Annotated in this window: 19 protein-coding genes; 7 read left to right on the forward strand and 12 right to left on the reverse strand. The window is 72.5% G+C overall.

Annotated features, from left to right (window positions below; all coding sequences use genetic code 11):
- Nucleotides 1-197: 197 nt before the first annotated feature.
- The gene (locus tag ABT085_RS24125; RefSeq protein ID WP_351611531.1) at nt 198-2,546 is read left to right on the forward strand and encodes a SpoIIE family protein phosphatase; all 2,349 of its coding nucleotides are present in this window, start codon (nt 198-200) and stop codon (nt 2,544-2,546) included.
- Here the strand turns inward: ABT085_RS24125 and ABT085_RS24130 are convergent, their stop codons facing one another.
- Nucleotides 2,547-2,981 (reverse strand): cupin domain-containing protein, encoded by a 435-nt coding sequence (locus ABT085_RS24130; protein ID WP_351611535.1) that lies wholly within the window; start codon nt 2,979-2,981, stop codon nt 2,547-2,549.
- Between the two features lie 233 nt (nt 2,982-3,214).
- Here ABT085_RS24130 and ABT085_RS24135 point away from each other — a divergent pair, with 233 nt between their 5' ends.
- A complete protein-coding gene (locus ABT085_RS24135) occupies nt 3,215-4,234 on the forward strand; it encodes a TauD/TfdA dioxygenase family protein (RefSeq protein WP_351611537.1) in 1,020 nt (339 codons plus the stop codon).
- A 45-nt stretch (nt 4,235-4,279) separates the two neighbouring features.
- Here ABT085_RS24135 and ABT085_RS24140 read toward each other — a convergent pair whose 3' ends face one another.
- A complete protein-coding gene (locus ABT085_RS24140) occupies nt 4,280-5,782 on the reverse strand; it encodes a metallophosphoesterase family protein (RefSeq protein WP_351611539.1) in 1,503 nt (500 codons plus the stop codon).
- Between the two features lie 333 nt (nt 5,783-6,115).
- Between ABT085_RS24140 and ABT085_RS24145 the strand changes: the two genes are divergently transcribed.
- The gene (locus ABT085_RS24145; RefSeq protein ID WP_351611541.1) at nt 6,116-8,512 is read left to right on the forward strand and encodes a M4 family metallopeptidase; all 2,397 of its coding nucleotides are present in this window, start codon (nt 6,116-6,118) and stop codon (nt 8,510-8,512) included.
- A 96-nt stretch (nt 8,513-8,608) separates the two neighbouring features.
- Here ABT085_RS24145 and ABT085_RS24150 read toward each other — a convergent pair whose 3' ends face one another.
- Nucleotides 8,609-9,364, reverse strand: coding sequence for a dienelactone hydrolase family protein (locus tag ABT085_RS24150; RefSeq protein WP_351611543.1), 756 nt, complete (start codon nt 9,362-9,364; stop codon nt 8,609-8,611).
- Nucleotides 9,365-9,520: 156 nt separating this feature from the next.
- Entirely contained in the window at nt 9,521-10,141 is a 621-nt protein-coding gene (locus ABT085_RS24155; protein WP_351611545.1) for an L-threonylcarbamoyladenylate synthase, read from the reverse strand.
- 161 nt (nt 10,142-10,302) lie between these two features.
- Here ABT085_RS24155 and ABT085_RS24160 point away from each other — a divergent pair, with 161 nt between their 5' ends.
- The gene (locus ABT085_RS24160; protein ID WP_351611548.1) at nt 10,303-11,847 is read left to right on the forward strand and encodes a helix-turn-helix domain-containing protein; all 1,545 of its coding nucleotides are present in this window, start codon (nt 10,303-10,305) and stop codon (nt 11,845-11,847) included.
- 163 nt (nt 11,848-12,010) lie between these two features.
- Here ABT085_RS24160 and ABT085_RS24165 read toward each other — a convergent pair whose 3' ends face one another.
- Genes ABT085_RS24165 through ABT085_RS24190 form a run of 6 tightly spaced genes read right to left on the reverse strand, consistent with a single transcriptional unit; the run spans nt 12,011 to nt 17,356 of the window.
- Nucleotides 12,011-13,243 carry a cytochrome P450 family protein gene (locus ABT085_RS24165; protein ID WP_351611551.1) on the reverse strand — a complete coding sequence of 411 codons (1,233 nt, stop codon included), beginning with the start codon at nt 13,241-13,243 and terminating at the stop codon, nt 12,011-12,013.
- Nucleotides 13,240-14,478, reverse strand: a complete 1,239-nt coding sequence (locus tag ABT085_RS24170; RefSeq protein WP_351611554.1) for a cytochrome P450 family protein — start codon at nt 14,476-14,478, stop codon at nt 13,240-13,242. The genes ABT085_RS24165 and ABT085_RS24170 overlap by 4 nt, the downstream gene beginning before the upstream one ends.
- A complete protein-coding gene (locus tag ABT085_RS24175) occupies nt 14,475-15,080 on the reverse strand; it encodes a GTP-binding protein (RefSeq protein ID WP_152893752.1) in 606 nt (201 codons plus the stop codon). The genes ABT085_RS24170 and ABT085_RS24175 overlap by 4 nt, the downstream gene beginning before the upstream one ends.
- Nucleotides 15,055-15,414 (reverse strand): DUF742 domain-containing protein, encoded by a 360-nt coding sequence (locus ABT085_RS24180; protein WP_351611558.1) that lies wholly within the window; start codon nt 15,412-15,414, stop codon nt 15,055-15,057. The genes ABT085_RS24175 and ABT085_RS24180 overlap by 26 nt, the downstream gene beginning before the upstream one ends.
- Nucleotides 15,411-15,833, reverse strand: a complete 423-nt coding sequence (locus ABT085_RS24185) for a roadblock/LC7 domain-containing protein (RefSeq protein ID WP_152893754.1) — start codon at nt 15,831-15,833, stop codon at nt 15,411-15,413. The genes ABT085_RS24180 and ABT085_RS24185 overlap by 4 nt, the downstream gene beginning before the upstream one ends.
- Nucleotides 15,830-17,356: an ATP-binding protein gene (locus ABT085_RS24190; RefSeq protein WP_351611562.1), complete on the reverse strand. Its 1,527-nt coding sequence runs from the start codon at nt 17,354-17,356 to the stop codon at nt 15,830-15,832. The genes ABT085_RS24185 and ABT085_RS24190 overlap by 4 nt, the downstream gene beginning before the upstream one ends.
- Before the next feature lie 322 nt (nt 17,357-17,678).
- Here ABT085_RS24190 and ABT085_RS24195 point away from each other — a divergent pair, with 322 nt between their 5' ends.
- Together ABT085_RS24195 and ABT085_RS24200 are read left to right on the forward strand one after the other, a co-directional pair.
- Nucleotides 17,679-19,256, forward strand: a complete 1,578-nt coding sequence (locus tag ABT085_RS24195) for a hypothetical protein (RefSeq protein ID WP_351611565.1) — start codon at nt 17,679-17,681, stop codon at nt 19,254-19,256.
- Nucleotides 19,253-19,873, forward strand: a complete 621-nt coding sequence (locus ABT085_RS24200; RefSeq protein ID WP_351611568.1) for a GNAT family N-acetyltransferase — start codon at nt 19,253-19,255, stop codon at nt 19,871-19,873. Before ABT085_RS24195 ends, ABT085_RS24200 begins: the two co-directional genes overlap by 4 nt.
- A 4-nt stretch (nt 19,874-19,877) precedes the next feature.
- On the opposite strand, the gene ABT085_RS24205 is transcribed toward ABT085_RS24200, so the two are convergent.
- Nucleotides 19,878-20,486, reverse strand: coding sequence for a 3'-5' exonuclease (locus ABT085_RS24205; protein ID WP_351611571.1), 609 nt, complete (start codon nt 20,484-20,486; stop codon nt 19,878-19,880).
- Nucleotides 20,487-20,541: 55 nt separating this feature from the next.
- Nucleotides 20,542-21,168 carry a hypothetical protein gene (locus ABT085_RS24210; protein ID WP_351611574.1) on the reverse strand — a complete coding sequence of 209 codons (627 nt, stop codon included), beginning with the start codon at nt 21,166-21,168 and terminating at the stop codon, nt 20,542-20,544.
- A 158-nt stretch (nt 21,169-21,326) separates the two neighbouring features.
- On the opposite strand from ABT085_RS24210, the gene ABT085_RS24215 reads away from it, so the two are divergent.
- On the forward strand, nt 21,327-22,160 hold the full coding sequence (locus ABT085_RS24215; protein WP_502982794.1) for a lysozyme: 834 nt from the start codon (nt 21,327-21,329) through the stop codon (nt 22,158-22,160).
- Nucleotides 22,161-22,292 lie beyond the last annotated feature (132 nt).

Raw genomic sequence — 22,292 nt, forward strand, 5'->3', positions numbered from 1 at the left:
CACCGTGGGGCATCCGTCCCCGGGGCCGCCCCGCCGACGGATGCCCCACGGGAGGGGCAGGTTCCGTCGCACCCGGCGGCGGGGCCGGCGGGTGTTCCGGGGCGTCCGGAGCCGTCTGGAGGTGTCTGGGGGGTTCCGTCGCGCCGCCGGAACCCATGCGCTTGATGCGACGGGACAATCGGATCATCCTGGGTGATATGGAGCATGTCGCAGCCGTGGCGGTTGTCGACGCCCGGGGTGTCGTTACCGCTTGGAGCGAGGGTGCCCGATCGCTGACGGGATACGGCGCCGACCAGGTCGTGGGCCGGCCGGCGCGCGAGCTGCTGGCCGAGGATCTGCGGGCCGGCCCGCTGCCGCCGCCCGCCGCCACCACCGGCACCGCCGTCCTGCGCCACCGCGACGGCTCCACCGTCGCCCTGCGGCTCATCGCCTGCCCCGTACTGGGCGCCGGGGATGTCCCCGACGGTTATGTGGTGACCGCCGAGCGGGCCCGGGAGGCGGAACCCCTGCTCGCCGGACAGGTCTTCCAGCAGGCGTCCATGTCGATGTCGGTCTTCGACGTCCGGCAGCGCTACCTGCGCGTCAACGACGTGGCCTGTCAGGTGCTGGGAGTGCCGGAGGAGGACCTGCACGGCCGGTATCTGCCGGACACCGTCGCGGACCCCGAGAACAGCCGGGGCATCCTGCATCATCTGCGCCAGGTGGCCGACACGGGCCGGCCGGTGCGCTACGAGAGCTTCACGGGCGTGCCCGCGCTCGACGGGGAGCGCGCCTGGACCGTCGAGATGTGGCCGGTGCGGAACGCCGGGGGCGAGGTGACCGCGGTCGCCCTCGCGGCGCTCGACAGCAGCGACCAGTACTGGGCCCAGCGGCGGCTGGGTCTGCTGAACCAGGCGTCGGCCGCCATCGGCACCACCCTGGACGTGGTGCGCACCGCGGAGGAGATGGTGGAACTCCTGGTGCCGGACTACGCCGACTTCGTCAGTGTGGACCTGCTCGACTGGGTCCTGTGGGCGGACGAGCCGCCCCGGGGGCCGGACGACGAGACCGTGCTGCGCCGGGTCGCCCACGGTTCCGTCACCGAGGGCACCCCGGAGGCGGCTGTCCACCGGGGCGAGACGGACCTGTACCCGCCGTCCTGTCCGCCGGTGCGGGCCCTGCGGGAGGGGCGGGCGATCGTCAGCTGCGCCGGTGACCCCGATTTCGCCGGATGGTTCGCGGAGCGCGACGCCCGGGCCCCCGCCGGCCGGGCGTTCCGCGAGGGCGTCCACTCGATGATCGCGGTGCCGCTGCGGGCCCGTGGGGTCACCCTGGGCGTCGCGGTGGCCGTGCGCATCGCGCATCCGGACGACTACGTGGCGGAGGACGCCGTATTCGCCGAGGAACTGGCCGGCCGGGCGGCCCTGTGCATCGACAACGCCCGCCGCTTCGCCCGCGAGCGCGCGACGGCGCTCGCTCTCCAGCACAGCCTGCTGCCGCGCGGACTGCCCGGACAGGCGGCGGTCGACGTGGCCCACCGATACCTGCCCAGCGGATCGGTCGCGGGCATCGGCGGCGACTGGTTCGACGTGATCCCGCTGTCCGGCTGCCGGGTCGCGCTGGTCGTCGGCGACGTCGTGGGGCACGGCATCGCCTCCTCGGCGACCATGGGCCGGCTGTGCATGGCCGTGCGCACCCTCGCCGACGTGGACCTGCCGCCGGACGAGCTCCTCACCCACCTCGACGACCTGGTCGCCCACCTTGCGACGGAGGACGGCGGCGGCGAGGTCGCCGAACTCGGCGCCACCTGTCTCTACGCCGTGTACGACCCCGCCACACGCCGGCTCGCCTTCGCCTCCGCCGGCCACCCGGCCCCGGCCGTCGTGCTGCCCGACGGCACCGCACAGCTCATCGGGACGAGCCCGGGACCGCCGCTCGGTGTCGGCGGGCTGCCGTTCGAGGCGACCGAGCTGCAACTGCCCGAGGGCGCGATCGTCGCCCTCTACACGGACGGTCTGATCGAGGACCGTGCCCGGGACGTCGACAGCGTCACCGCAGACCTGTGCCGTGCGCTGACCGCGCGCACCGACACGCTCGACGGCCTCTGCGACAGCGTGCTCAAGGCCGTGCTGCCCGAGGAGCCCGGCGACGACGTGGCCCTGTTGCTGGCCCGCACCCGGGCGCTGGGCGCGGCCCAGGTCGCCACCTGGGCCGTCTCACCGGACCCCGAGCAGGTGGCCGCCGTCCGGCAGGCCGTCACCGAGCAGCTGAGCGCCTGGGGGCTGGAGGAGACGGCGTTCGTCACCGAACTCGTCGCCAGCGAACTGGTCACCAACGCCATCCGCTACGGCCATCCGCCCATCCAGCTCCGGCTGATCCGGGACCGCGCCCTCATCTGCGAGGTCTCCGACGGCAGTTCCACCTCCCCGCATCTGCGCCGTGCCCATGCCTTCGACGAGGGCGGGCGCGGACTGCTGCTCGTCGCCCAGCTCACCCAGCGCTGGGGCAGCAGGCAGACCGGCAGCGGAAAGATCATCTGGGCCGAGCAGCCGCTGCCACCGCAGTGATCACTGGAAGGGGCAGCCCGGGTCGGGCGCGTCCTCGGAGAACGGTGCCCCGTGCGGGAGCACGTACAGCACGTCGAGGACGAGCGGGGTGTCGCCCAGGTTGCGGCCGATGTGCACGTTGCCGGCTCCGGCCGGCTCCTGGATGGTGCTGCCTGCGCGGTAGATGCCGTCGGAGGCGCAGGTGGAGTCGAAGTGGCTGAGCGTGCCCTGCTTCACGAAGCCGTAGAGCGGGCCGTCGTGGTAGTGCCAGCCGGTGGCCTGGCCGGGCGGGACGGTTATCTCCCGCAGCACGTAGTCGGTGTTCCCCACGGTCCGCTCGGCGAGGAGCCGGGCGGTGACGCCGGGACCGGCCGGGGTGGCCCGGGCGGTGCCGCAGGCCAGGACGGTCGTCAGGGCGACCGCCCCGGTCACCATGGTGCGGAGCAGGGTGCGCATGGCGCGGGCCTCCTGGTGTGCGTGGGCGAGCGGCGGGGTGCCGCTGTGAACATAGAGGCACAGAAGCCGGGCCGGGGCCGCATTCCGCATATCTGCATATCTGCGGCCCTTGCGGGCGTCGGAACTCCTCGTGGCCGTCGGGATCCCCGCCCGGCGGAATGATCGACCGGGCGGACGGGGGAGAAGCCCGATGGACGCAACGGGGATGATGTCGCCGAACCAGCGGAGTGCGCATGACGAGGGACAGCCGGACGACGGGCAGTCGTAAGACGGACGGCCATACGACGGACAGCCGTACGACGGAAGGGCCGACGCGGGGTGCCGGAGTGGAGGTGAGACCGGTCGCCGGGCACATCGGGGCCGAGATCGAGGGCGTCGACCTGGCCGAGGGCCTCGACGACGCCCAGGTGGCCGCGGTCCGGGCGGCCCTGCTGCGCTGGAAGGTGGTGTTCTTCCGGGGACAGCGGCTCGACCACGCCGGGCACCTGGCGTTCGCGCGCCGGTTCGGCGAGCCGGTCGCGCCGAACCGGCGGGGCGGCGCCTCGCCCGCGGGCTTCCCCCTGATCGAGACCACCGCCGACCGGCTGGAGCTGGGCGGACGCTTCGGGATGGAGCACGAGGAGTGGCTGGAGCGCCGCCGGCACACCCTGCTGCGCGGCTGGCACTGCGACCACGGTGCCCGGGTCGACCCGCCGGCCGCGACGATCCTGCGCGCCGAGACCGTCCCGCCCTACGGCGGCGACACCACCTGGTCCAACCTGGCGGCCGCCTACGCCGGACTGTCCGCGCCGGTGCGGGCGTTCGTCGACGGCCTGCGGGCCGAGCACCGGCTCGGCGTCGGCTACCGGCCGCGCCCCGGTGAGGACGCGTACGTACGCCACCTGCTGGACCACCAGGTCGCGTCCGAGCACCCGCTGGTGCGGGTCCACCCGGAGACCGGGGAGCGGGTGCTGTACGTCAACGGGTACTACCTCGACCAGATCACCGACGTGTCCCGCGCGGAGAGCCGGGCGCTGCTGGACATGCTGCTGGAGCAGGCGGTCCGCCCCGAGTACACCGTCCGCTTCCGCTGGGAACCGGGCAGTGTCGCCTTCTGGGACAACCGCGCCACCATCCACCTGGCGCCCACCGACAACGCCCACCTCGGTTTCCCCCGCACCATGCACCGGGTGATGCTCGCCGGTGACGTGCCGGTCGGCACCGACGGCAGACCGTCGCGGCCGCTCGTCGGCACCGAGGCGGGGCGCTGGTGAACCGACGGCCCGCGAGCCGCCGTACGGCTCGCGGCGCCGCCGGAGTCAGCGCAACGGGATGACGACGTCGTCCTCGACCGGCGGGTCGAGCTCCTGGGCGAGGTTGCCGGTGGCCGCGAAGCAGCGCAGCCGGACCGCGTCCGGGGTGACGTCCACGCGGAGGAAGCTCTTGAAGAACGGCGGGCTGTACGTGGCCGAGCCCGGTGAGAACAGCTGCGTGTAGATCTTCCGCACCGGCAGCCGGAAACGGGGCTTCCGGCCGGGGCGGCTGCCCGCGCCCAGCAGCCGGGCGACCAGCCGGACGCGCCGGGTGACCCGGACGGCCTGCCCCGGGGCACGGGCCGGGGTGATGCCCAGGCGCTCGGCGATGACGGCGGTCGCCTCGTCCTCGGTGAGGGTGAAGAAGCGGCGCAGGCGCAGCCGGCGGCCGTACAGGCGGCTGTAGAAGGCGAGGGAGTCGCCGCGCAGCGGGTAGCAGCGGAAGTCGTGCTCGTCGACGTTCGCGACCCGGACGCGGGGGATGGTGTGCGTGGCGTGCATGAACGCCCCGCCGCCGCCCGAGACCACGTACTGCACGGTCCGGCCGTCCACGTCCACCGGATAGCGCTGGTAGTTGTGGATGTCGCCGCCGATCGCGGCCACGTAGTGGTGGGCGGGGTCGCGGACCACGTCGTCGACCGTGCCGCCGCCCTCGACCGGGCAGGGGTGGTGCTCTCCGTCCACGTACAGGGGCGATCCGGTGACGAGGATCTTGGGGCGGGGACCCCGGGACACCTCGCGCAGCCACGCGCCCTGCTCGGCGTCGATCGTGCCCAGCAGGCCGGTGTCGATGCCGACGATCCTGACGGGTCCGGCGTCGATCGCCCAGTAGGGGCCGGGCTGGAGCGCCTGTTGACCGGCCGAGGAGCGCAACTTCCTTGCCTGGTCGAGATGTTGTCCGTCGCCGGGGCGCGACCGGTGCCACAGCAGATGCCGCAGCCAGGCCCGGGTGAGCGGTCGGGGCGCGGGCTCGGCGGGCAGCGGCGGTACGTCGCCGCAGAAGACGCGCATGAACGCGCCGAGGTCCTCGTACCAGTCGTGGTTCCCCGGTATCGCGTAGACCGGTGCCGGGTAGGCCCGGTAGGGCCGGAAGAACTTGCCCTCGTAGTCGTCGGCGCTGCCCACGGGGTAGATCACGTCACTGGCCACGACGGCGAACCGGGTGTCCTGAGCGACCTTCAGAAAGCCCGGTACGACGGCGTACTGGGGTTCGTCGCCCTCTCCGGGGTCGCCGATCACCATGAAGGAGAACCGGTCCGGGTCGTCGCGCCGGACGATCCTGTCGGCGGGCGCCCCGGACGCCGCGGCCTGCTCCGCCCAGCGGGTGCGGGTGCGGCCGGTCGGATCGCCGAACCAGGAGGCCAGCACGCCGTTGCGGGCGGCCCACAGCGTTCTGGGGTTCAGCCACGACAACTTCTCGACCTCGGCCGGCATCAGCCGTCCGTACGTGCCGAGTTCGGCGGTGCCCCAGCCCGCACCTGCGGCCGTGTCGCGTGAGGAGTCAGACATCCGGGCACCGTAGCAACGCGCCCGGGACGCATCCCCGGCGGCCCTGACGGGGGAGCCGGATTCGTGCGCGGAGACAGTGCGGCCGGGGCGGATCGGGATGCTGGTCCGGTGCGTACAGTCAGGCGTCGCGCACAGAGGGATAACCCTCGATTGCCCTTTGCGTAGCTGACATGACTTGGTCAAGCCTGTCATTCTCGCCGGTATTGCTGCACAGAGCAGTCACAGTTCCCTGCGCAGCAACGGCCCCGCACAACTCGGCTCGTCCCGGACAGCACACCCGTCTGCCCGGTCTGTCACCGGTCGCACCCCACGGCCGCAGCAGTAGGAGAACGAGTGAGACGCAACCCCCGCAAGCGGACCGCGGTAGGAATAGCCCTGCTCTCCACCGCCGCCTTCCTCGCTGTCGGCATCCAGTCCGTTCCGGCGTCGGCACAGTCCGTTTCCCCCCACCCCAGCCCCCTGCGCACCGGGGGCCTCACGGCCGATCTCACCCCGGCCCAGCACACGGCGCTGATCAAGAGCGCCGCCTCGAAGACCACCCAGACCGCCCAGAGCCTTGGCCTGGGCGCGAAGGAGAAGCTCGTCGTCAAGGACGTCGTCAAGGACAACGACGGTACCGTCCACACGCGTTACGAGCGCACCTACGACGGCCTGCCGGTCCTCGGCGGCGACCTCGTGGTGCACACCCCGCCCGCCTCGCAGGCCACCGGCACGGTGAGCACGACCTTCAACAACAAGAACGCCGTGAAGGTGTCCTCCACCACCCCGGCTCTCACCAAGGCGGCGGCCGAGACCAAGGCCCTGACGACGGCCAGGTCCCTCGACGCGCAGCAGCCCGCGGCCGACAGCGCCCGCAAGGTGATCTGGGCCGCCGGCGGCACCCCGAAGCTCGCCTGGGAGACGGTGGTCTCCGGCTTCCAGGACGACGGCACGCCGAGCCGGCTGCACGTCGTCACCGACGCCACCACTGGCGCGGAGCTCGGCCGCTTCCAGGACATCAAGACCGGTACGGGCAACACCCAGTACAGCGGCACGGTCACCCTGAACACCACGCTGTCGGGGTCGACGTACCAGCTGACGGACTCGACCCGCGGCGGCCACAAGACATACTCGCTGAACAACGGCACGTCCGGCACCGGCACGCTGATGACCGACGCCGACGACGTGTGGGGCACCGGCGCGGGTTCCAACACCCAGACCGCCGGCGCCGACGCCGCCTACGGCGCCCAGATGACCTGGGACTTCTACAAGAACACCTTCGGGCGCAGCGGCATCAAGAACAACGGTGTCGCCGCCTACTCGCGCGTCCACTACAGCACGGCGTACGTCAACGCCTTCTGGGACGACAGCTGCTTCTGCATGACCTACGGCGACGGTTCCGGCAGCACCCACGCGCTGACCTCGCTCGACGTCGCGGGCCACGAGATGAGCCACGGCGTCACCTCCAACACCGCGGGCCTGAACTACACCGGTGAGTCCGGCGGCCTGAACGAGGCCACCTCCGACATCTTCGGCACCGGCGTGGAGTTCTACGCCAACAACTCGACCGACGTGGGCGACTACCTCATCGGTGAGAAGATCAACATCAACGGCGACGGCACCCCGCTGCGTTACATGGACAAGCCGTCCAAGGACGGTGCCTCCGCCGACAGTTGGTACTCCGGCGTCGGCAACCTGGACGTCCACTACTCCTCGGGCCCGGCGAACCACATGTTCTACCTGCTCTCCGAGGGCAGCGGCACCAAGACCATCAACGGTGTCACCTACAACAGCACCACCTCCGACGGCGTCGCCGTCGCGGGCATCGGCCGCGCCGCCGCCCTGCAGATCTGGTACAAGGCGCTGACGACGTACATGACGTCCAGCACCAACTACGCGGCCGCCCGTACCGCCGCGCTGAACGCCGCGACCGCCCTGTACGGCGCGAGCTCCACCCAGTACGCGGGTGTGGCGAACGCGTTCGCCGGCATCAACGTCGGCAGCCACGTCACCCCGCCGGCCAACGGTGTGACCGTCACCAACCCGGGCAGTCAGTCCTCCACCGTGGGTACCGCGGTGAGCCTGCAGATCTCGGCCAGCAGCACCAACAGCGGCTCGCTCACGTACTCCGCGAGCGGCCTGCCCACCGGCCTGTCGATCAACAGCTCCACCGGCGCGATCACCGGTACCCCGACCACGGCCGGGACGTACAGCACCACGGTGACCGTCACGGACAGCACCGGAGCGACCGGCACCGCGTCCTTCACCTGGACCGTCAGCTCCGGCGGTGGCGGCACCTGCACCTCGACGCAGCTGCTCGGCAACCCGGGCTTCGAGTCCGGCAACACCACCTGGACCGCGACCAGCGGAGTCATCACCACCGACTCCGGTCAGGCGGCCCACGGCGGCTCGTACAAGGCCTGGCTGGACGGCTACGGCTCCACGCACACCGACACGCTCTCGCAGTCGGTGACCATCCCCAGCGGCTGCAAGGCGTCGTTCACCTTCTGGCTGCACATCGACACCGCGGAGACCACCACCAGCACGGCGTACGACAAGCTGACGGTCACCGCCGGATCGACCACCCTGGCGACGTACTCCAACCTCAACAAGGCCACGGGGTACACCCAGAAGACCTTCGACCTGTCCTCCTTCGCCGGCTCCACCGTGAGCATCAAGTTCAGCGGTGTCGAGGACTCCTCCCTCCAGACCAGCTTCGTCGTGGACGACACCGCCGTGACGACCAGCTGACCCTCCTCCGCACGAACGACATCCCGCACGCGGGCTCCCACCGCGTGCGGGATGTCCTTGTTCGCCGGGCGGGCCCGCCCGAGGGCCGGCGTCGGATCAGAAGGTGCGCTCCAGCAGGTCCAGCAGCGCCGCCCAGTGCCGCTCGTCGCCCTCCTTGTGGTACGCGGCGGTGTCGGCCTGCGTGTAGCCGTGCGAGGCGCCGGGGTAGACCTCGCAGCGGTGCCGGACACCGGCGGCCGTCAGCGCCTGCTCGAACCGCTCGATCTGCTCCTCGGGCAGCGAAGGGTCGTCGTCGGCGTGGCCGAAGTACAGCTCGGCGGTGATGCGTTCGGCGGCCAGGTGAGGGCTGTCGGGCGCGTCCGTGGCCAGCCGCCCCCCGTGGAAGCCGGCCGCGGCCGCGACCCGCTCCGGGTAGGCGCCGGCCGTGTGCAGCGCCAGCCGGGCGCCCATGCAGTAACCGGTGATCGCCACCGGTCCGTCGGCCACCAGCGGGCTGTCGGCCAGCCACCGCAGATAGGCGTCGGCGTCGCGTACGGCGAGTTCCGGCGTCAGCGCCTGCATGACCGGGACGATCTGGCCCCAGATCTCGGGACGCGCCTCCGGGTCGATGAACTCGGGCAGATCGAAGACGGGGGTGCGGCCGCTGCGATAGAACACGTTGGGCACCAGCACCGTGTAACCGGCCGAGGCCAGCCGGTCGGCCATCGACCGCAGATGCGGGCGCAGGCCGAAGGCGTCCTGGTAGAGCAGGACCCCCGGGCGGGGGAGCCCGTCCGCCGGATGGGCCAGGTAGGCGTCGGCGGTGCCGTCCTCGGTGGGGATGTCCACGGCTGTTCCCTGTACGGCGGTCATGGGTCTGCCTCTCTGCGCGGTCGGCGGCGAGCAACGGGGCGGCCCGGTGCCCCGGACCGTGATCATGGTCTCACGCACTGTCTGCCGGACCGTGAACTGACTCTGGAAGAAACCCACTTGGGCACCCGAACCCAGCCACGGGCGCGCCGGGCCGGCTCACTCGAACCGGGTGACGTCACCGGCCCCGTACCGTACGATCTCCGCCTCGCCGCCGGAGAAGTCGACGACCGTCGTCGGCTCGGTGCCGCAGTCCCCGGAGTCCACCACGCCGTCCAGGACATGGTCCAGCCGGTCCTTGATCTCCCAGCCCTGGGTCATCGGCTCGTCCTCGCCCGGCAGCAGCAGCGTGCTGGACAGCAGCGGCTCGCCGAGCTCGGCGAGCAGGGCGTGGGTGACCACATGGTCGGGGATGCGTACGCCGACGGTCTTCTTCTTCGGGTGCTGCAGCATGCGCGGCACCTCCTTCGTCGCCGGCAGGATGAACGTGTACTTGCCCGGGGTCGACGCCTTGACCGCCCGGAACACGTCGTTGTCCACCCGCACGAACTGGCCGAGCTGCGCGAAGTCCTGGCAGACGAGGGTGAAGTGGTGCCGGTCGTCCAGAGCGCGGATGGACCGGATCCGGTCGATCCCGTCGCGGCTGCCCAGCCGGCAGCCGAGCGCGTAGCAGGAGTCGGTCGGGTACGCGATCAGGGCGCCCGCACGGACGCTCTCGGCGACCTGGGAGATGGTGCGCGGCTGCGGGTTGTCGGGGTGTACGTCGTAGTACTTCGCCATTGCACGAGCTTATGCCGAGCGGGGCGGGCCGCGGTGCAGGCCGAACCGGGCCGGGCCGCGACGACGGGGCCGTGCCCGCGGCCCTGTCAGCGCCGCCCGGTCGTGAGGTAACGTCGCCGACCAGGAAAGCTCAGGTCAGCGGCGGTGAGGAGGGTGGACGCATGACGGAGGGCGACACCTCGACATGGGCGCAGGAGCTTCTCGAGCTGCTGCGTCCCGCAGGGCGTGACGTCCGCAGGGTCGTCGACTGGCTCGCCGCCACGGTGGACGCGAACGTGTCCCTGCGGGACGACACCGGCACCCTGCTCGCCGGGCCCGCCACCCTCCCCGACCGGTCCCTCCCCGACGGGTCCCTTTCCGGGGAGTCGCTCCCCGACGAGTCCCTGGCCGCCGACGTCGTCGCCGGCCGTATCGCCTCCGCGGCCTGGCAGGGCCGGGGGCGCCATCTGCGGCTGGTCAGGATCGAACTCCAGCGCAGGTCCTCGGCAGCGCTGCTGACGGTGGACCGCGCCGTCCCCTTCGACCGGCGCGCCTCCGAGATCGTCACCCACACCGCCGCCGTCCTCGAAGTGCTGCTGCGGGCCCGCCGGACCACCACGACCGTACGCCGGCTCCAGCGCGCCGCCGCCGATCTGCGGCTGGCCATCCTGCAACTGCTCATGGTGGAGGACACCGTCTCGGCGCGCCGGGTCGCCGCGGGCCTGTGGCCCGGCCTGCTCGACACCGACACGGCCGGCGTCTACGTCCTCGAGGGCCGCACCGAGGAGCGCGACGAACTCGCCGAACGGTGTGTGGAGGCGACCGGCGAACAGGCCCTGGTCGTGCGCTGCCCCGCCATGGACGCCCACGTCATCGTCGTCACGCCCCGCGAGGCCACCGGCGAGGCCCTGCGCGCACTGATCGCCGGCCGTGCCGGCACCTACCTCGGCGGCAGCACCCGGCAGAACCTCGCGTGCACCGCCACCGCCTACGGACAGGCGGTCAGCGCGCTCGCCGTCGCCCGCTTCCGCACGGACCGCACCGCGGTGTACGCCGAGCGCACCCATCCCGGACGGCTGATGGACCCGGCCGCGCTGCGGGCCTGGACCTCGGCCCTGCTGCGCCCGCTGGACACGCTCGCGCACCACACCAGCGCCGAACTGCTCGCCACCACCCGGCTGGGGCTGGAGTTCACGGCTGTCAACGCGGCCAAGATCCTCGGCGTCAGCCGCAACACCGTCCGCGCCCGGATGGAGCGCGTGGAGTCCCTGCTGGCCACGGACTTCTCCGCGCTCACCGTCCGGGCCGCCGTCCACCTGGCACTGAACACCCAGGTCGGCCTCCCGGCGGACGGGACCGCCGCGCGGCCGGCCCCCGCCCGCCTGGACGACCTGCTCACCGGGCCCGCGCTGCGCACCTGGGCCCAGGACCTGCTGGGCCGTCTGGACACCGACGCCCGCGACCTGCGCGGCAGCCTGCGCGCCTGGCTCGCCGCGGGCGGCAACGCGGAACGGGCCGCGCAGCAGATCGGCGTCCACGCCCAGACCGTACGGGAGCACGTCCGCAGCGCCGAGCCGGTACTCGAACGCCGGCTGCTGACCGCGGGCAGCGATCTGTACGAGGTCGTCCTGGCCCATCTGGTCACCGAGGAACTCGACAGGCCCGCCCTCGACCCGCGGCCCCGTCAGGAGGAAACGGGCCATCCGGACGCACTTGTGCACAGGTGAGTGCCCGGGGCCGCCCACCGGGCACGCCCGCGATTCACAACCGGTGCGTCATCCACATAGGTTCTGGGAGCCGCCGGGGCACGACCGGAACGGGGGACCGGTCGCGGCCCCGGCGCATGAGCCGTGCCCTGGCTTTTCTGCGACTTGATCCGCAGGACGGGCCCTAGCCGTGCAGCCGGACCGGGATCTCCTGCCAGCCGAAGGCGATGAACGACGGCACCTGGCGCAGCTCCCCGGCGTCGACGGCGAGCGCGAGGTCCGGGAAGCGGTCGAACAGCGCGGGCAGCGCGGTCAGGGCCTCCATCCGGGCCAGCGGCGCGCCGATGCAGCGGTGCACGCCGATACCGAACGCCAGATGGTCGTCGGCCCCGCGCGCGGCGTCGAAGGTGTCCGCGTCGGGCCCGTAGTGCGCGGGGTCCAGACCCGCGGCCGCGTACGTGGTGATGATCGCGTCGCCGGCCGGGATCGTCACGTCACCGACCTTCAGGTCCTCGACGGCGAACCGCAGCGGCAGCGAGGCGATCGACGGGTGCACCCGCAGCGTCTCGTCCACGACCGCGTCCCAGCCGGTCTCGCCCGCCCGCACCGCCGCGAGCTGCCGGGGGTCCTTCAGCAGGGCGACGACCGCGTTGCCGATGAGGTTCACGGTGGTCTCGAAGCCCGCCCCGATCACCAGCAGCAGGGTGTAGAGCAGTTCCTCGCCGGAGAGCCGGTCGCCGTCCTCGTCCCGCACCCGGATCAGCTCGGTCGTCAGGTCGTCGCCGGGGTGCTCGCTGCGGTGGGCGATGAGCGAGCCCAGGACCGTACCGATCTGCTCCTGCACGAAGGCGGCGTGCTCCGGAGTGGGGTCGGAGGTGTCCATGATGGCCGCGATGAGCCGGGCGGTGGCGTCCCGCAACTCCTCGGGCACACCGAACAGTTCGCAGATGATGCGCAGCGGCAGCGGGTGCGCGAACCACTCCTTCACATCGACGGGCCCGCCGTCCTGGCCGGCCTCGGCCAGCGCGTCGAGGAGTTCCGCCGTCACCGCCTCGACCCGGGGACGCAGCGCCTCGGTGCGCCGGTGGGTGAAGCTCGGCGCCACCAGCCTGCGCAGCCGGGTGTGGTCACCGCCGTAGGTGGAGAGCATGTTGACCACGCCCACCCAGCCCAGGATCCAGCCCCAGGCGGGGTGCTCGCCGACCTCGGGCCACAGCCGCCAGTGCAGCCGCGGGTCCTTGCTGACCCGAGGGTCGAGGATCAGCTCCTTGAGGGTGTCGTAGCCGGTCGGCGCCCAGGCGGGGATGGAGCCGGGCAGCTCCACCGGCACGATCGGGCCGAGCGCGCGCAGCCGCGCGCTCTCGGCCGGGATGTCGCTGCCGAACGGGTCGAGGGCGACGCGGTCGGTGACGCTCATGAGGGGTCTCCTGGCTGGTCGGGGGAGCGGGGGCTGAAACGGACGGGCAGCGCGGTCAGCGAGCGGTGGAAGGGGCCGGGCCGCCAGCTCAGGCGCTCGCGGGCGAGCACGGGTTCCACGTCGGGCAGCCACTGGGTGAGCCGCTCGATGGCCTCGGTCACGATGAGCAGCGTGTGCTGCCGTACCGGGCAGGTGTGCGGTCCGGCGCCCCAGGAGAGGTGGGAGGCGTCGTTCGGACGGCGCACGGAGGTCACCTCGCGCTCGGCGAAGCGGCCGAGCGCCCCGTAGGAGACGACCACCGGCACGGCGGACCGGATCCACGCCCCGTGGAACGACAGCGGCTCGACCGCGTAGTAGATGCCGTAGTTGGCCAGGGGCGTCTCGTGGTGGAGCACCTCGAGGACCGCGTCCGTCACCGGCCGGGCCCCGCTGGTGAGGGTGGAGTAGTAGAGGGGGTTGCCGAGGATCCTGGACAGCGCGTTGGACAGCAGGTTCGCGGTCGGCTCGAAACCGGCGCCGAGCGTGAGGAACACCTGCCAGGTGACCTCCTCCGCGGTCAGCCCGGCCGGATGGTCCAGCAGCCGGCTGGGCAGGTCGTCGCCGCGCCGCTCGGCCTTGGCAGCGATGAGCTCCAGCACGTACTGCGCGAACTCGGCCTCCCCCTCGACCGCCTGGGCGCCGCCCTCCATCATCTTGCCCAGACCCCGGTTCAGCCGGTCGCCCTGGCTGTCCGGCAGCCCGAACAGGTTGTTGAAGATCAGTGCCATCAGCGGCCGCGAGAAGTCCGCCACCAGATCGGCCCGGCCGTCCGGCCCGAACCGGCTCACCAGCACGTGCACCGCACGGTGCACCCGCGAGCGCAGGTCGTGCGGTTCGACGTCGTCGAAGACGTCGATGAGCGTGGTGCGGTAGCGGACATGGTCGGCGCCGTCGGCGAACAGCGCGTTGGGCCGCCACCGCATCATGCCGAGCACGGGCGAGTCGTCCGGGACCGTGTTCTCCCACGGCCGGGGGTCGTGCGAGAAGGCGGCGGTGTCGCGCAGCACCTCCAGCGCGGCCTGCCGCTCGGTGACGATGTACGCCGGTACGCCCGGCGCGAGTTCGCCCCAGCCGACCGGTCCCTGGGCGCGCAGTGCGGCGTAGTAGCGGTCGGGATCACGGGCGAAGCCGTCCTCCCACAGCCGTACGGGCGCGGAGCGGGAGAACGCCTCTTGGGCGGGGGGCAGGGTGGTCACCGGTTCTCCGGGGGGTCGCGGTCGATCAGGTGCTCGACCAGGGCGAGCAGTGCGTCGAGGGAGGAGTTCGCGTCCCGCGCGTCGCACGTCACCATCGGGGTGCCGGGCTCCAGGTCCAGGGCGGCGCGCAGCTGTTCGGGGGTGTGGTGGCGCGGGGCGTCGGGAAAGGCGTTGAAGGCGACCGCGTACGGGAGCCCGGTCTCCTCCACCAGCCCCAGCACGTCGAACGACGCGTCGATCCGCCGGCTGTCGACCAGCACCAGGGCGCCCAGCGCCCCGTACGCGATGTCGTCCCACAGCGAGCGGAACCGCTCCTGGCCGGGCGTGCCGAACAGGTACAGCACGACCCCGCCCGGCAGGCTGATCCGGCCGAAGTCGATGGCGACGGTGGTGGTCGCCTTCTCCCGTACCCCGTCGAGGTCGTCCACCTGCTCGGACGCCTGGGTGAGGTGCTCCTCGGTGTGCAGCGGCCGGATCTCCGACACCGAGTCGATGAGGGTCGTCTTGCCCACCCCGAAGGGACCCGCGACCAGGATCTTCACCAGGTCGCGGGCGGTGTCGGGCAGGTGGATGCCACTAGTGCTTGAGGGCGCGGAGGCCATCGGCCACTCTCTTCAACAGGTCGGGTTCGAACCGGTCGGCGGTCGGGATCGGCGCGCGGGCGAGCACCAGGCCCCGGTCGAGGAGTGCGGCCGTGAGCACCCGCACCGCGGAGACCGGCAGCCGCAGCAGCGCGGCCGCCTCCACCACCGTCAGCGATCCGTCCTCCAGGACGTCCAGCAGGGCGAGTTGAGCCGCCGTCAGATCCTCGGGCGCGGACTCTCCGCTGCCGGTGAGCACCGACAGCCGCTCCAGATGGGGTCGGCTGGGCCGCGCCACTCCGCCGGTCGAGAGGTACGCGGGAACCAGGGGACGGCCGCCTGGGCGGCCGGTCATGTCGGCGCGCCGCCGTCGGTCCCCCGGGGCGCGGCGGCCATCGTCTTCTCGCCCAGCCGGGCCACCTGGGAGTGGACCCGGTGGCCGAGCAGGTCGAGCCGGGCCTCCGGGTCGCCGTACGCGGCCACGCAGGTGCCGTGGTCCGTGGGCACGATCAGTACGTAGCCGTGGTCGGACTCGATCACGACCTGGCGCACCTCGGCCCGGTCCCGGTCGGCGAACGCCGCCGCGGCGGTCCGGCAGGCCCCCTGCACGGTGCTGGTGATGGCGGCCACCCGCTCCGCCGACGGCCGGGACAGCGCGTCGGTGTATCCCTTGACGAGTCCGTCCCTGGTCAGCAGCACGGCGGCCACCACGTGCGGTACCTGCAGGATCGGCTCCAGGACCCATGCCATGTCACCCGTGTCGCGGCTGGTCATCGAGCCGTTCCTCCTTCGTGGTCGGTCTGTTCGGTGTCGTCGGCCGCGAACTGCGCGGACGGGCGCGCGGCGACGGGTTCGGATACGGGTCCGGGTGCGGAGTCCCGGGCGGGACCGGGGTCCGGGGCGGGATCGGGATCCGGGCCGAGGTCCGGGGCGGATCCGGAACGTGCCGCGGCGGTGGCCGACTGGAGCGCGCCGAGCGCCGCGGCGGCCTCCTCGGGTCGGCGGGCCGGGCGGGGCGCGGTGGCCTCGGCGGCGGCGCTCACCCGCGGCCGGCGGCGGCGTTGCGGCAGTCCGCCGGTGTCCCGGGGGCCGTCCGGGGCCTCGTCGTGCTCAGGGGTGCGGTGCCCGGCCCCGGATGCCGGGGCGTCGTCGTCCGGTTCGGTCCCGTAGGTGTGGGCCGGGGCGGCGGTGGCCGGGGCGGCGGCAGGCTCCGGCCGCTGCGGGACGTGTGTGGTGCGTGGGGCGCTGGCCGCCGGCGGTCGTTCGGCCGGGTCGATGCGGCTGAGCAGATGGCTGTCGACCCGCAGCACCGCGCGCACCCCGCCGTAGGGGGAGGGCGAGGAGACGTCCACGGTCAGGTCGAACTGCCGGGTCAGCTGCCCGATCGCGGCCAGTCCCATGCGGGGCGGGTCGCCGAGGTCGGTCAGCAGGATCGGCTCGCGGCCGCCCACCAGCCGCTGGGCACGGGCGCGTTCGTCCTCGGTCATGCCCAGACCCGCGTCGTCGACCGTGACGCATACTCCGTGGTGGACGTGCTCCAGGTTCACCACGACGTCGGTGTCCGGCGCCGAGTGCCGCAGCGCGTTGTCGAGCAGTTCGGCCACGATGATGGCGGCGGGCTCGACGGCGTGCGAGACCAGCGCGGTGCCGGGCCTCAGATGGTTGTGGACCTTGACCCGGTGGTATCCGGGCACCCGCGCCTGGCCGCCGGTGACGGCGTCGACCAGGTGCGACTCCTCGCGTGCCAGGCCGACCCAGGCCCCGCACACCACCGCGGCGATCTGCGCCCGGCGCAGCGACTGCTCGTTCTCGTGGTCCAGCTGGAACAGGGTCAGGGTCAGCTCGGGGTCGTCGTAGCGCTGTTGCAGTGCGCGCAAGGCGTCCTGGAGCCGGTACAGGGCGGCCTGGATCTCCCGGGTGGCGCCGCGCATTCCAGCCTGTGCGGCCGCGTCGATCCGGGTGCGCTGCGCGGCCAGTTCGGTGCGCAGCCCGTCCAGGACGCCCTCCAGCGCGATGCCCAGCGGGGTTCCTGCGGTCTGCGTCCGCAGCGGGCCCGGGACCGTGATGTGCCGGTGGGCGGGCTGCCGGGCGGCGGCGGGCAGGCGCCGGGTCGCGAGGTGCTCGACCTCGGCGGTGAACGCGCGCGAACGACCGTCCAGCTGGGTGCGCAGGGAGGTTATCTCCAGCCGTTGTCGGTGCTGTTGGCGCCGCGACCGCAGCAACAGGCCGCCGAGGGCGAGCGCGGACAGGGTGCCTGCGGTCAGTCCGCCGGTCACGAGGTCCGGTAATTCGATCATCGAATCGGTTCCAGGGAAAGTCGGTCGGGGCAGGGTGTCCGAGCCCCGCTGTCGAGGCGCGCTCGCAGCACAGTACACACTGTCATCGACCGCTCTCGCACGGTCGAGGATCAGTTGGGCCCAAATCCCTTCGCCCTCTGTTCAGTTCTGTGCCTACTGTCTGAATTGCCTTGTCCTGACTATGAGTTGAAGTTCTGCCGGGCACTCGAGAGCGGTCGGTACCGGCCGTCATACGGCCCTCGATGTCCCTGTCGATCTGTCGATTTCCGCCCTAGACTGACAACTCTCTTACATACGGGCGTAGTTGACAGGGGGAGCCGACATGTCCGGGGACTGGTACGACGCGCGCCAGGGTGACTACGCGGTGCCTCCGATGCCGCCGATACCTCCGGCGCCACCACCCGCGCCACCCGACGGCGTCCGGGCGGTCGCGGTGGCCGTCCTCAACCTCAGCGGCCTGGGCCTCGGCTACCTGCTCGTCCGAAGACGGATCCTGGCGGCGGTCTGCTGGGCCGCGACCGCGCTACTGCTGCTCGTGGCGCTGCCTGCCGACCCGGACGGCGTCCCCGGGGCCGTGCTCGTCCTCTACGCCCTGTTCCTGCTCGCCGTCGCGGCGCACGGCGCGGTCGTGGGCCTGCGCACCCGGCCGGGGTGGCCGCTCCGCGCACCCCTCGCGCTCGCGCTGGGCCTCGTCCTGCTCGCGGCACCGGCCGGCGGCGTCGTGCTCTACGACAGCGCCCGCGACGAGGCGGTCGAGCAGATGCTCCTCGACCGGCTCGGCGAGGCCGACCGGTTGGTGACCTCGAACCGCGGGGCCCACTTCGAGAGCGCACAGGCCGACTACCGCAAGGCGCTGACCGTCTACCGAGACCTGCAGGCCGACCACCCCGGCTCACGAGCGGCCGCCGAGGTCCCCGACCGGCTGATGACCTTCTACCGGACGGTCGGCGCCCCGTACGACGCGGGCAACTACTGCGATGCGCTGGCACCGTTGAGATACCTGCGCACGGTCCCGAAGGCGATGCCCGGCACGGACCTCGGTGTCCTGGAGAACTGGCCCGACGACCGCCTGGCCACCTCGCTCTACGAGTGCGCCGCCGACGCCCTGACCTCCGGTCAGACCACCTGGCCGGACCGGTTCGGTGAACTGCTCACCACCTTCCCCGACTCGGAGCAGACGGCGAAGGTCGCACCGGCCGTCACCGCCGCCGTCGGCGCCACCGAGAAGGGCCTGCGCGGCAACGAGCCGTGCACGGCCGTCGAGAAGCTGAAGGCCCTGGCCACCCGGATCGACGATGTGCCCGCGGGGCAGGCCGGCATCGGCGACGCCCTCGACAAGGACGCCCGGCGGGCCCGCGCGGGCGCCGACGCGGGGACCTACACGTGCGGCGTCGACCAGTACAAGGACGGCGACTTCGAGGACGCGCAGGCCACGATGAACACGTACGCCACAGGCCACCGGGGCTCCGGTAAGGCCGCGATGGCGAAGAAGTTCGCCATCGCGGCGGAGGTCGCCCAGACGCTGCCCGCCGCCGGGAAGCGCGTCCCGACGAACCGCTCCGGCGGCAGCATCTCGGTCACCGTCAAGAACGACAGCCCCGACGAGATCACCGTCCTGTACACGGGCCCGGTCACCGGCAGCTTCACGCTCAAGGCCTGCGGGAGCTGCACCGTCTACCCCTTCGGCGGGACCAGCCTGCTGGGTGCCGAACCGTGCAGCGACAGCGGCAAGAAGTATCCGCAGCGCACCATCCAACTCCCCGTCGGGACGACATACTTCGTGCACCGGCCGAAGAACGACAGCACCGCCTCGGCCGGTTCGGACACGGCCAAGCTGGAGTCCGGCTACATCTACACGGAATGCGCCTACACGACGCAGGGCTTCGGGGTGACCTCATGAGCGGGCCGCACATACGCTCCTACCGCGCGTCCGACGACGACGGCGTCGCCGACGTGTGCGCCCGCACCGCGGACCTCGGCGGCGACTCCCGGCACATCTACCCCGACGAGCGGCTGATGGCGACCCTGTTCGCCACCCCGTACTGCCATCTCGAACCGGGGCTCGCGTTCATCCTCGACGACGGGCACGGTGGCGTCGGCGGCTACGTCGTCGGCACCGCCGACACCGAGCGGTTCGCCCTCGACTTCCGCGACCGCTGGATCCCGCGCGTCGCCGGCCGGTACCCGCCGCTCGCCGGACCGGCCACGACACCGACCGAGGAGATGATCGGCCTGCTGCACCGGCCCGAGCGCATGGTCCTCTCCGAACTCAAGGAATACCCGGCCCACCTGCACATCGACCTGCTCCCCGGGTTCCAGCGGCGCGGGTACGGCAGGCAGTTGATGCACACCCTCTTCGACGCCCTGCACGACAGGGGCGTCCCGGCCGTCCACCTCGGCATGGTCACGGCCAACACCGACGCCCGCGCCTTCTACGACCGGCTCGGCTTCCACGAGATCCCGGTGCCCGACCCGGGACCGCTGACCTATCTGGGCAGGACGACCGACACCCGCTGACCGCTCACCCGGACCCCGGCGCCGACCCCGGTGCCGGGACCGGCCAGGCACCCCGGGCCACCAGGTCCAGCACGAGCGCACCGATGTTCCAGGCGTCGTCCTCACCCCGGTGGTGCCGCCCCTCCAGCGGCAGTCCGGCCAGCCGCAGCGCCTGCGCCATGCCCGGCCGCCCGCGCAGCCCGTAGGCCTCGGCGAAGACCGCCTTGGCGTTGGTGTGCGTGCGCTCGGCGGGATGGCCCAACGGATACGCCACCCCCTGCGCCCGGCACTGCCGGGTGAACTGGCGCCGGTCGTAGTCACCCCAGCTCGCCCACGGCCGCACGCCCGCCGCGTACCGCTCGGACAGCATCCGGCAGGCCTCGGCGAAGCCGACCCCGCGGTCGGTCTGGGCCTGGGTGAGCCCCGTCAGCTCGGTGCAGAACGCCGAGACCGTGGACCGTACGGGCCGCACCACGATCCGGTGCCGCTGCGTGCGCTCCCGGGCGCGCAGGTCGACCACGGTGAGCCCGATCTCGATGATCTCGCTCACCGCCCCGGGCGGCGGCTGCCCGTCCCAGCAGGTCGCCTCCAGGTCGATCACGTTCAGCAGCCCGTCGGCGTCCGTGGTGTCCATGCCCTCAGACTAGGGAGCCGGCCGCGCGCGGATCATCTGGTTTTCCCGGCGGGCGTCAGTAGCGCTGCGCCTTGGCGAGCTTGGCGGTGACGTCCATGCTGACGGACTGCCTGCTGAACGCGATCGGCTCCTTCTTCGCGCCGGGCGCCAGGTTCTCGGCGCCGACGAACCGGGTCTCCACCACCTTGCCGTCCTTGTCCACGAAATCGACCTGCACCGCGTACGAGGCCTTCGCCTGGGTCTTGTTGGTGATGCGGACCAGCACCGCCAGCACGCCTCCGGTCTGCGCCTTGGGAAACCCGCTCATGGCGACCTCGGAGGTGGCGTTCCCGCTGCCCTGGACGTCCGCCAGGGCCTTCTTCGCGGTCTCGCTCGCCCGGGCGGTGTCCGCGTCCACCGAGGCCTCGAACTCCGAGGCGCGGGCGGCGGCGGAGGAGACGGCCGCGGACGCGGAGGCCTTGGCGGAGGCGACCGCGGACGACGCCGCGGACGCCAGGGCGGACGGCGGCTGGCCGGAGAACGAGCCGGTGACCGGAGCGGACGTGCCGCCCGCGGGGGTGTTCGACTGCGAACCGCCGCCACAGCCGGCGAGGGCGCCGATCACGACGGCGCAGGCGAGGGCCGCTACGGCCGGAGCCGGCCGAGGTGACCTGGCGGCGGCTCCGAAGGGGATACGGGTCATGGAAGGTGTCCTCGGCGGTGCTGGCGGAGGGGGGTCGGATCCATCGTCGGCACGCCCCGCGGGCCCCGCGACCCGGCCGCGGCCATTCGGACCGGGCGCGGCCGCTGTCGCCCCATCAGGCGGCATCTGAGATGCGGTCACCGGCCGCAGCGGTTCAGATGGGTCCCGTGCGACTACCCACGATCGCGGCGATCGGCCGCACCCGGCTGTTGGTCACCGGCCTGCTGGTCGGCGCGTGCTCACTCGTCCAACCCCTCGCTGTGGCCCGGCAGGGCGACGGCTCGTTGGAGCGGGGCGGCGCCTTCATGGGCATGGGGGTGGTGGCCCATGACGGCCAGGACGGCATCCCCCTCGAGACCAAGTCCTCGCAGAGCGAGGGGGTGGACGTCGCCAGCTACCAGGGCGACGTCGCCTGGCCGACCCTGTGGAACAGCGGGGTCAGATGGGCGTACACCAAGGCCACGGAAGGCACGTCCTACAAGAATCCGTACTTCGCCCGGCAGTACGCCGGCGCCTACGACGTCGGCATGATCCGCGGCGCGTACCACTTCGCCACCCCCGACACCAGCAGCGGCGTCAGCCAGGCGAACTACTTCGTCGACCACGGCGGCGACTGGTCCGACGACGGCAGGACACTGCCCGGTGTGCTGGACATCGAGTGGAACCCGTACGGCGACGCCTGCTTCGGCAAGTCGAAGAGCGGGATGGTCAGTTGGATCCGCGACTTCCTGAAGACCTACGAGGAGCGCACCGGCCGGGACGCCGTGATCTACACGGCGACCAGCTGGTGGACCCAGTGCACCGGCAACTACAGCGGTTTCGGGGCGAGCAACCCGCTGTGGATCGCCCGGTACGCCTCCACCGTGGGCGCCCTGCCGGCCGGCTGGTCCTCCCACACGATGTGGCAGTACACCTCGTCCGGGCCGACGGTCGGCGACCACGACAGGTTCAACGGGGGCCTGGACAAGGTGCAGGCCCTCGCCTCCGGCTGACCCGGAGTGGGGGGGGGCCCCGCCCGGGCGCGGGCGCCCCGGGGCGGCGCCCCGCACCCCCCCCCCCCCCCCCCCCCGCCGCGCCCGGCCCGGGCCACCGGGGCGACCCCAGGCCCCCCCCCCCCGCGCCCG

The organism is Streptomyces sp. NPDC002265 (genome assembly GCF_040296125.1).
GTDB lineage: Bacteria > Actinomycetota > Actinomycetes > Streptomycetales > Streptomycetaceae > Streptomyces.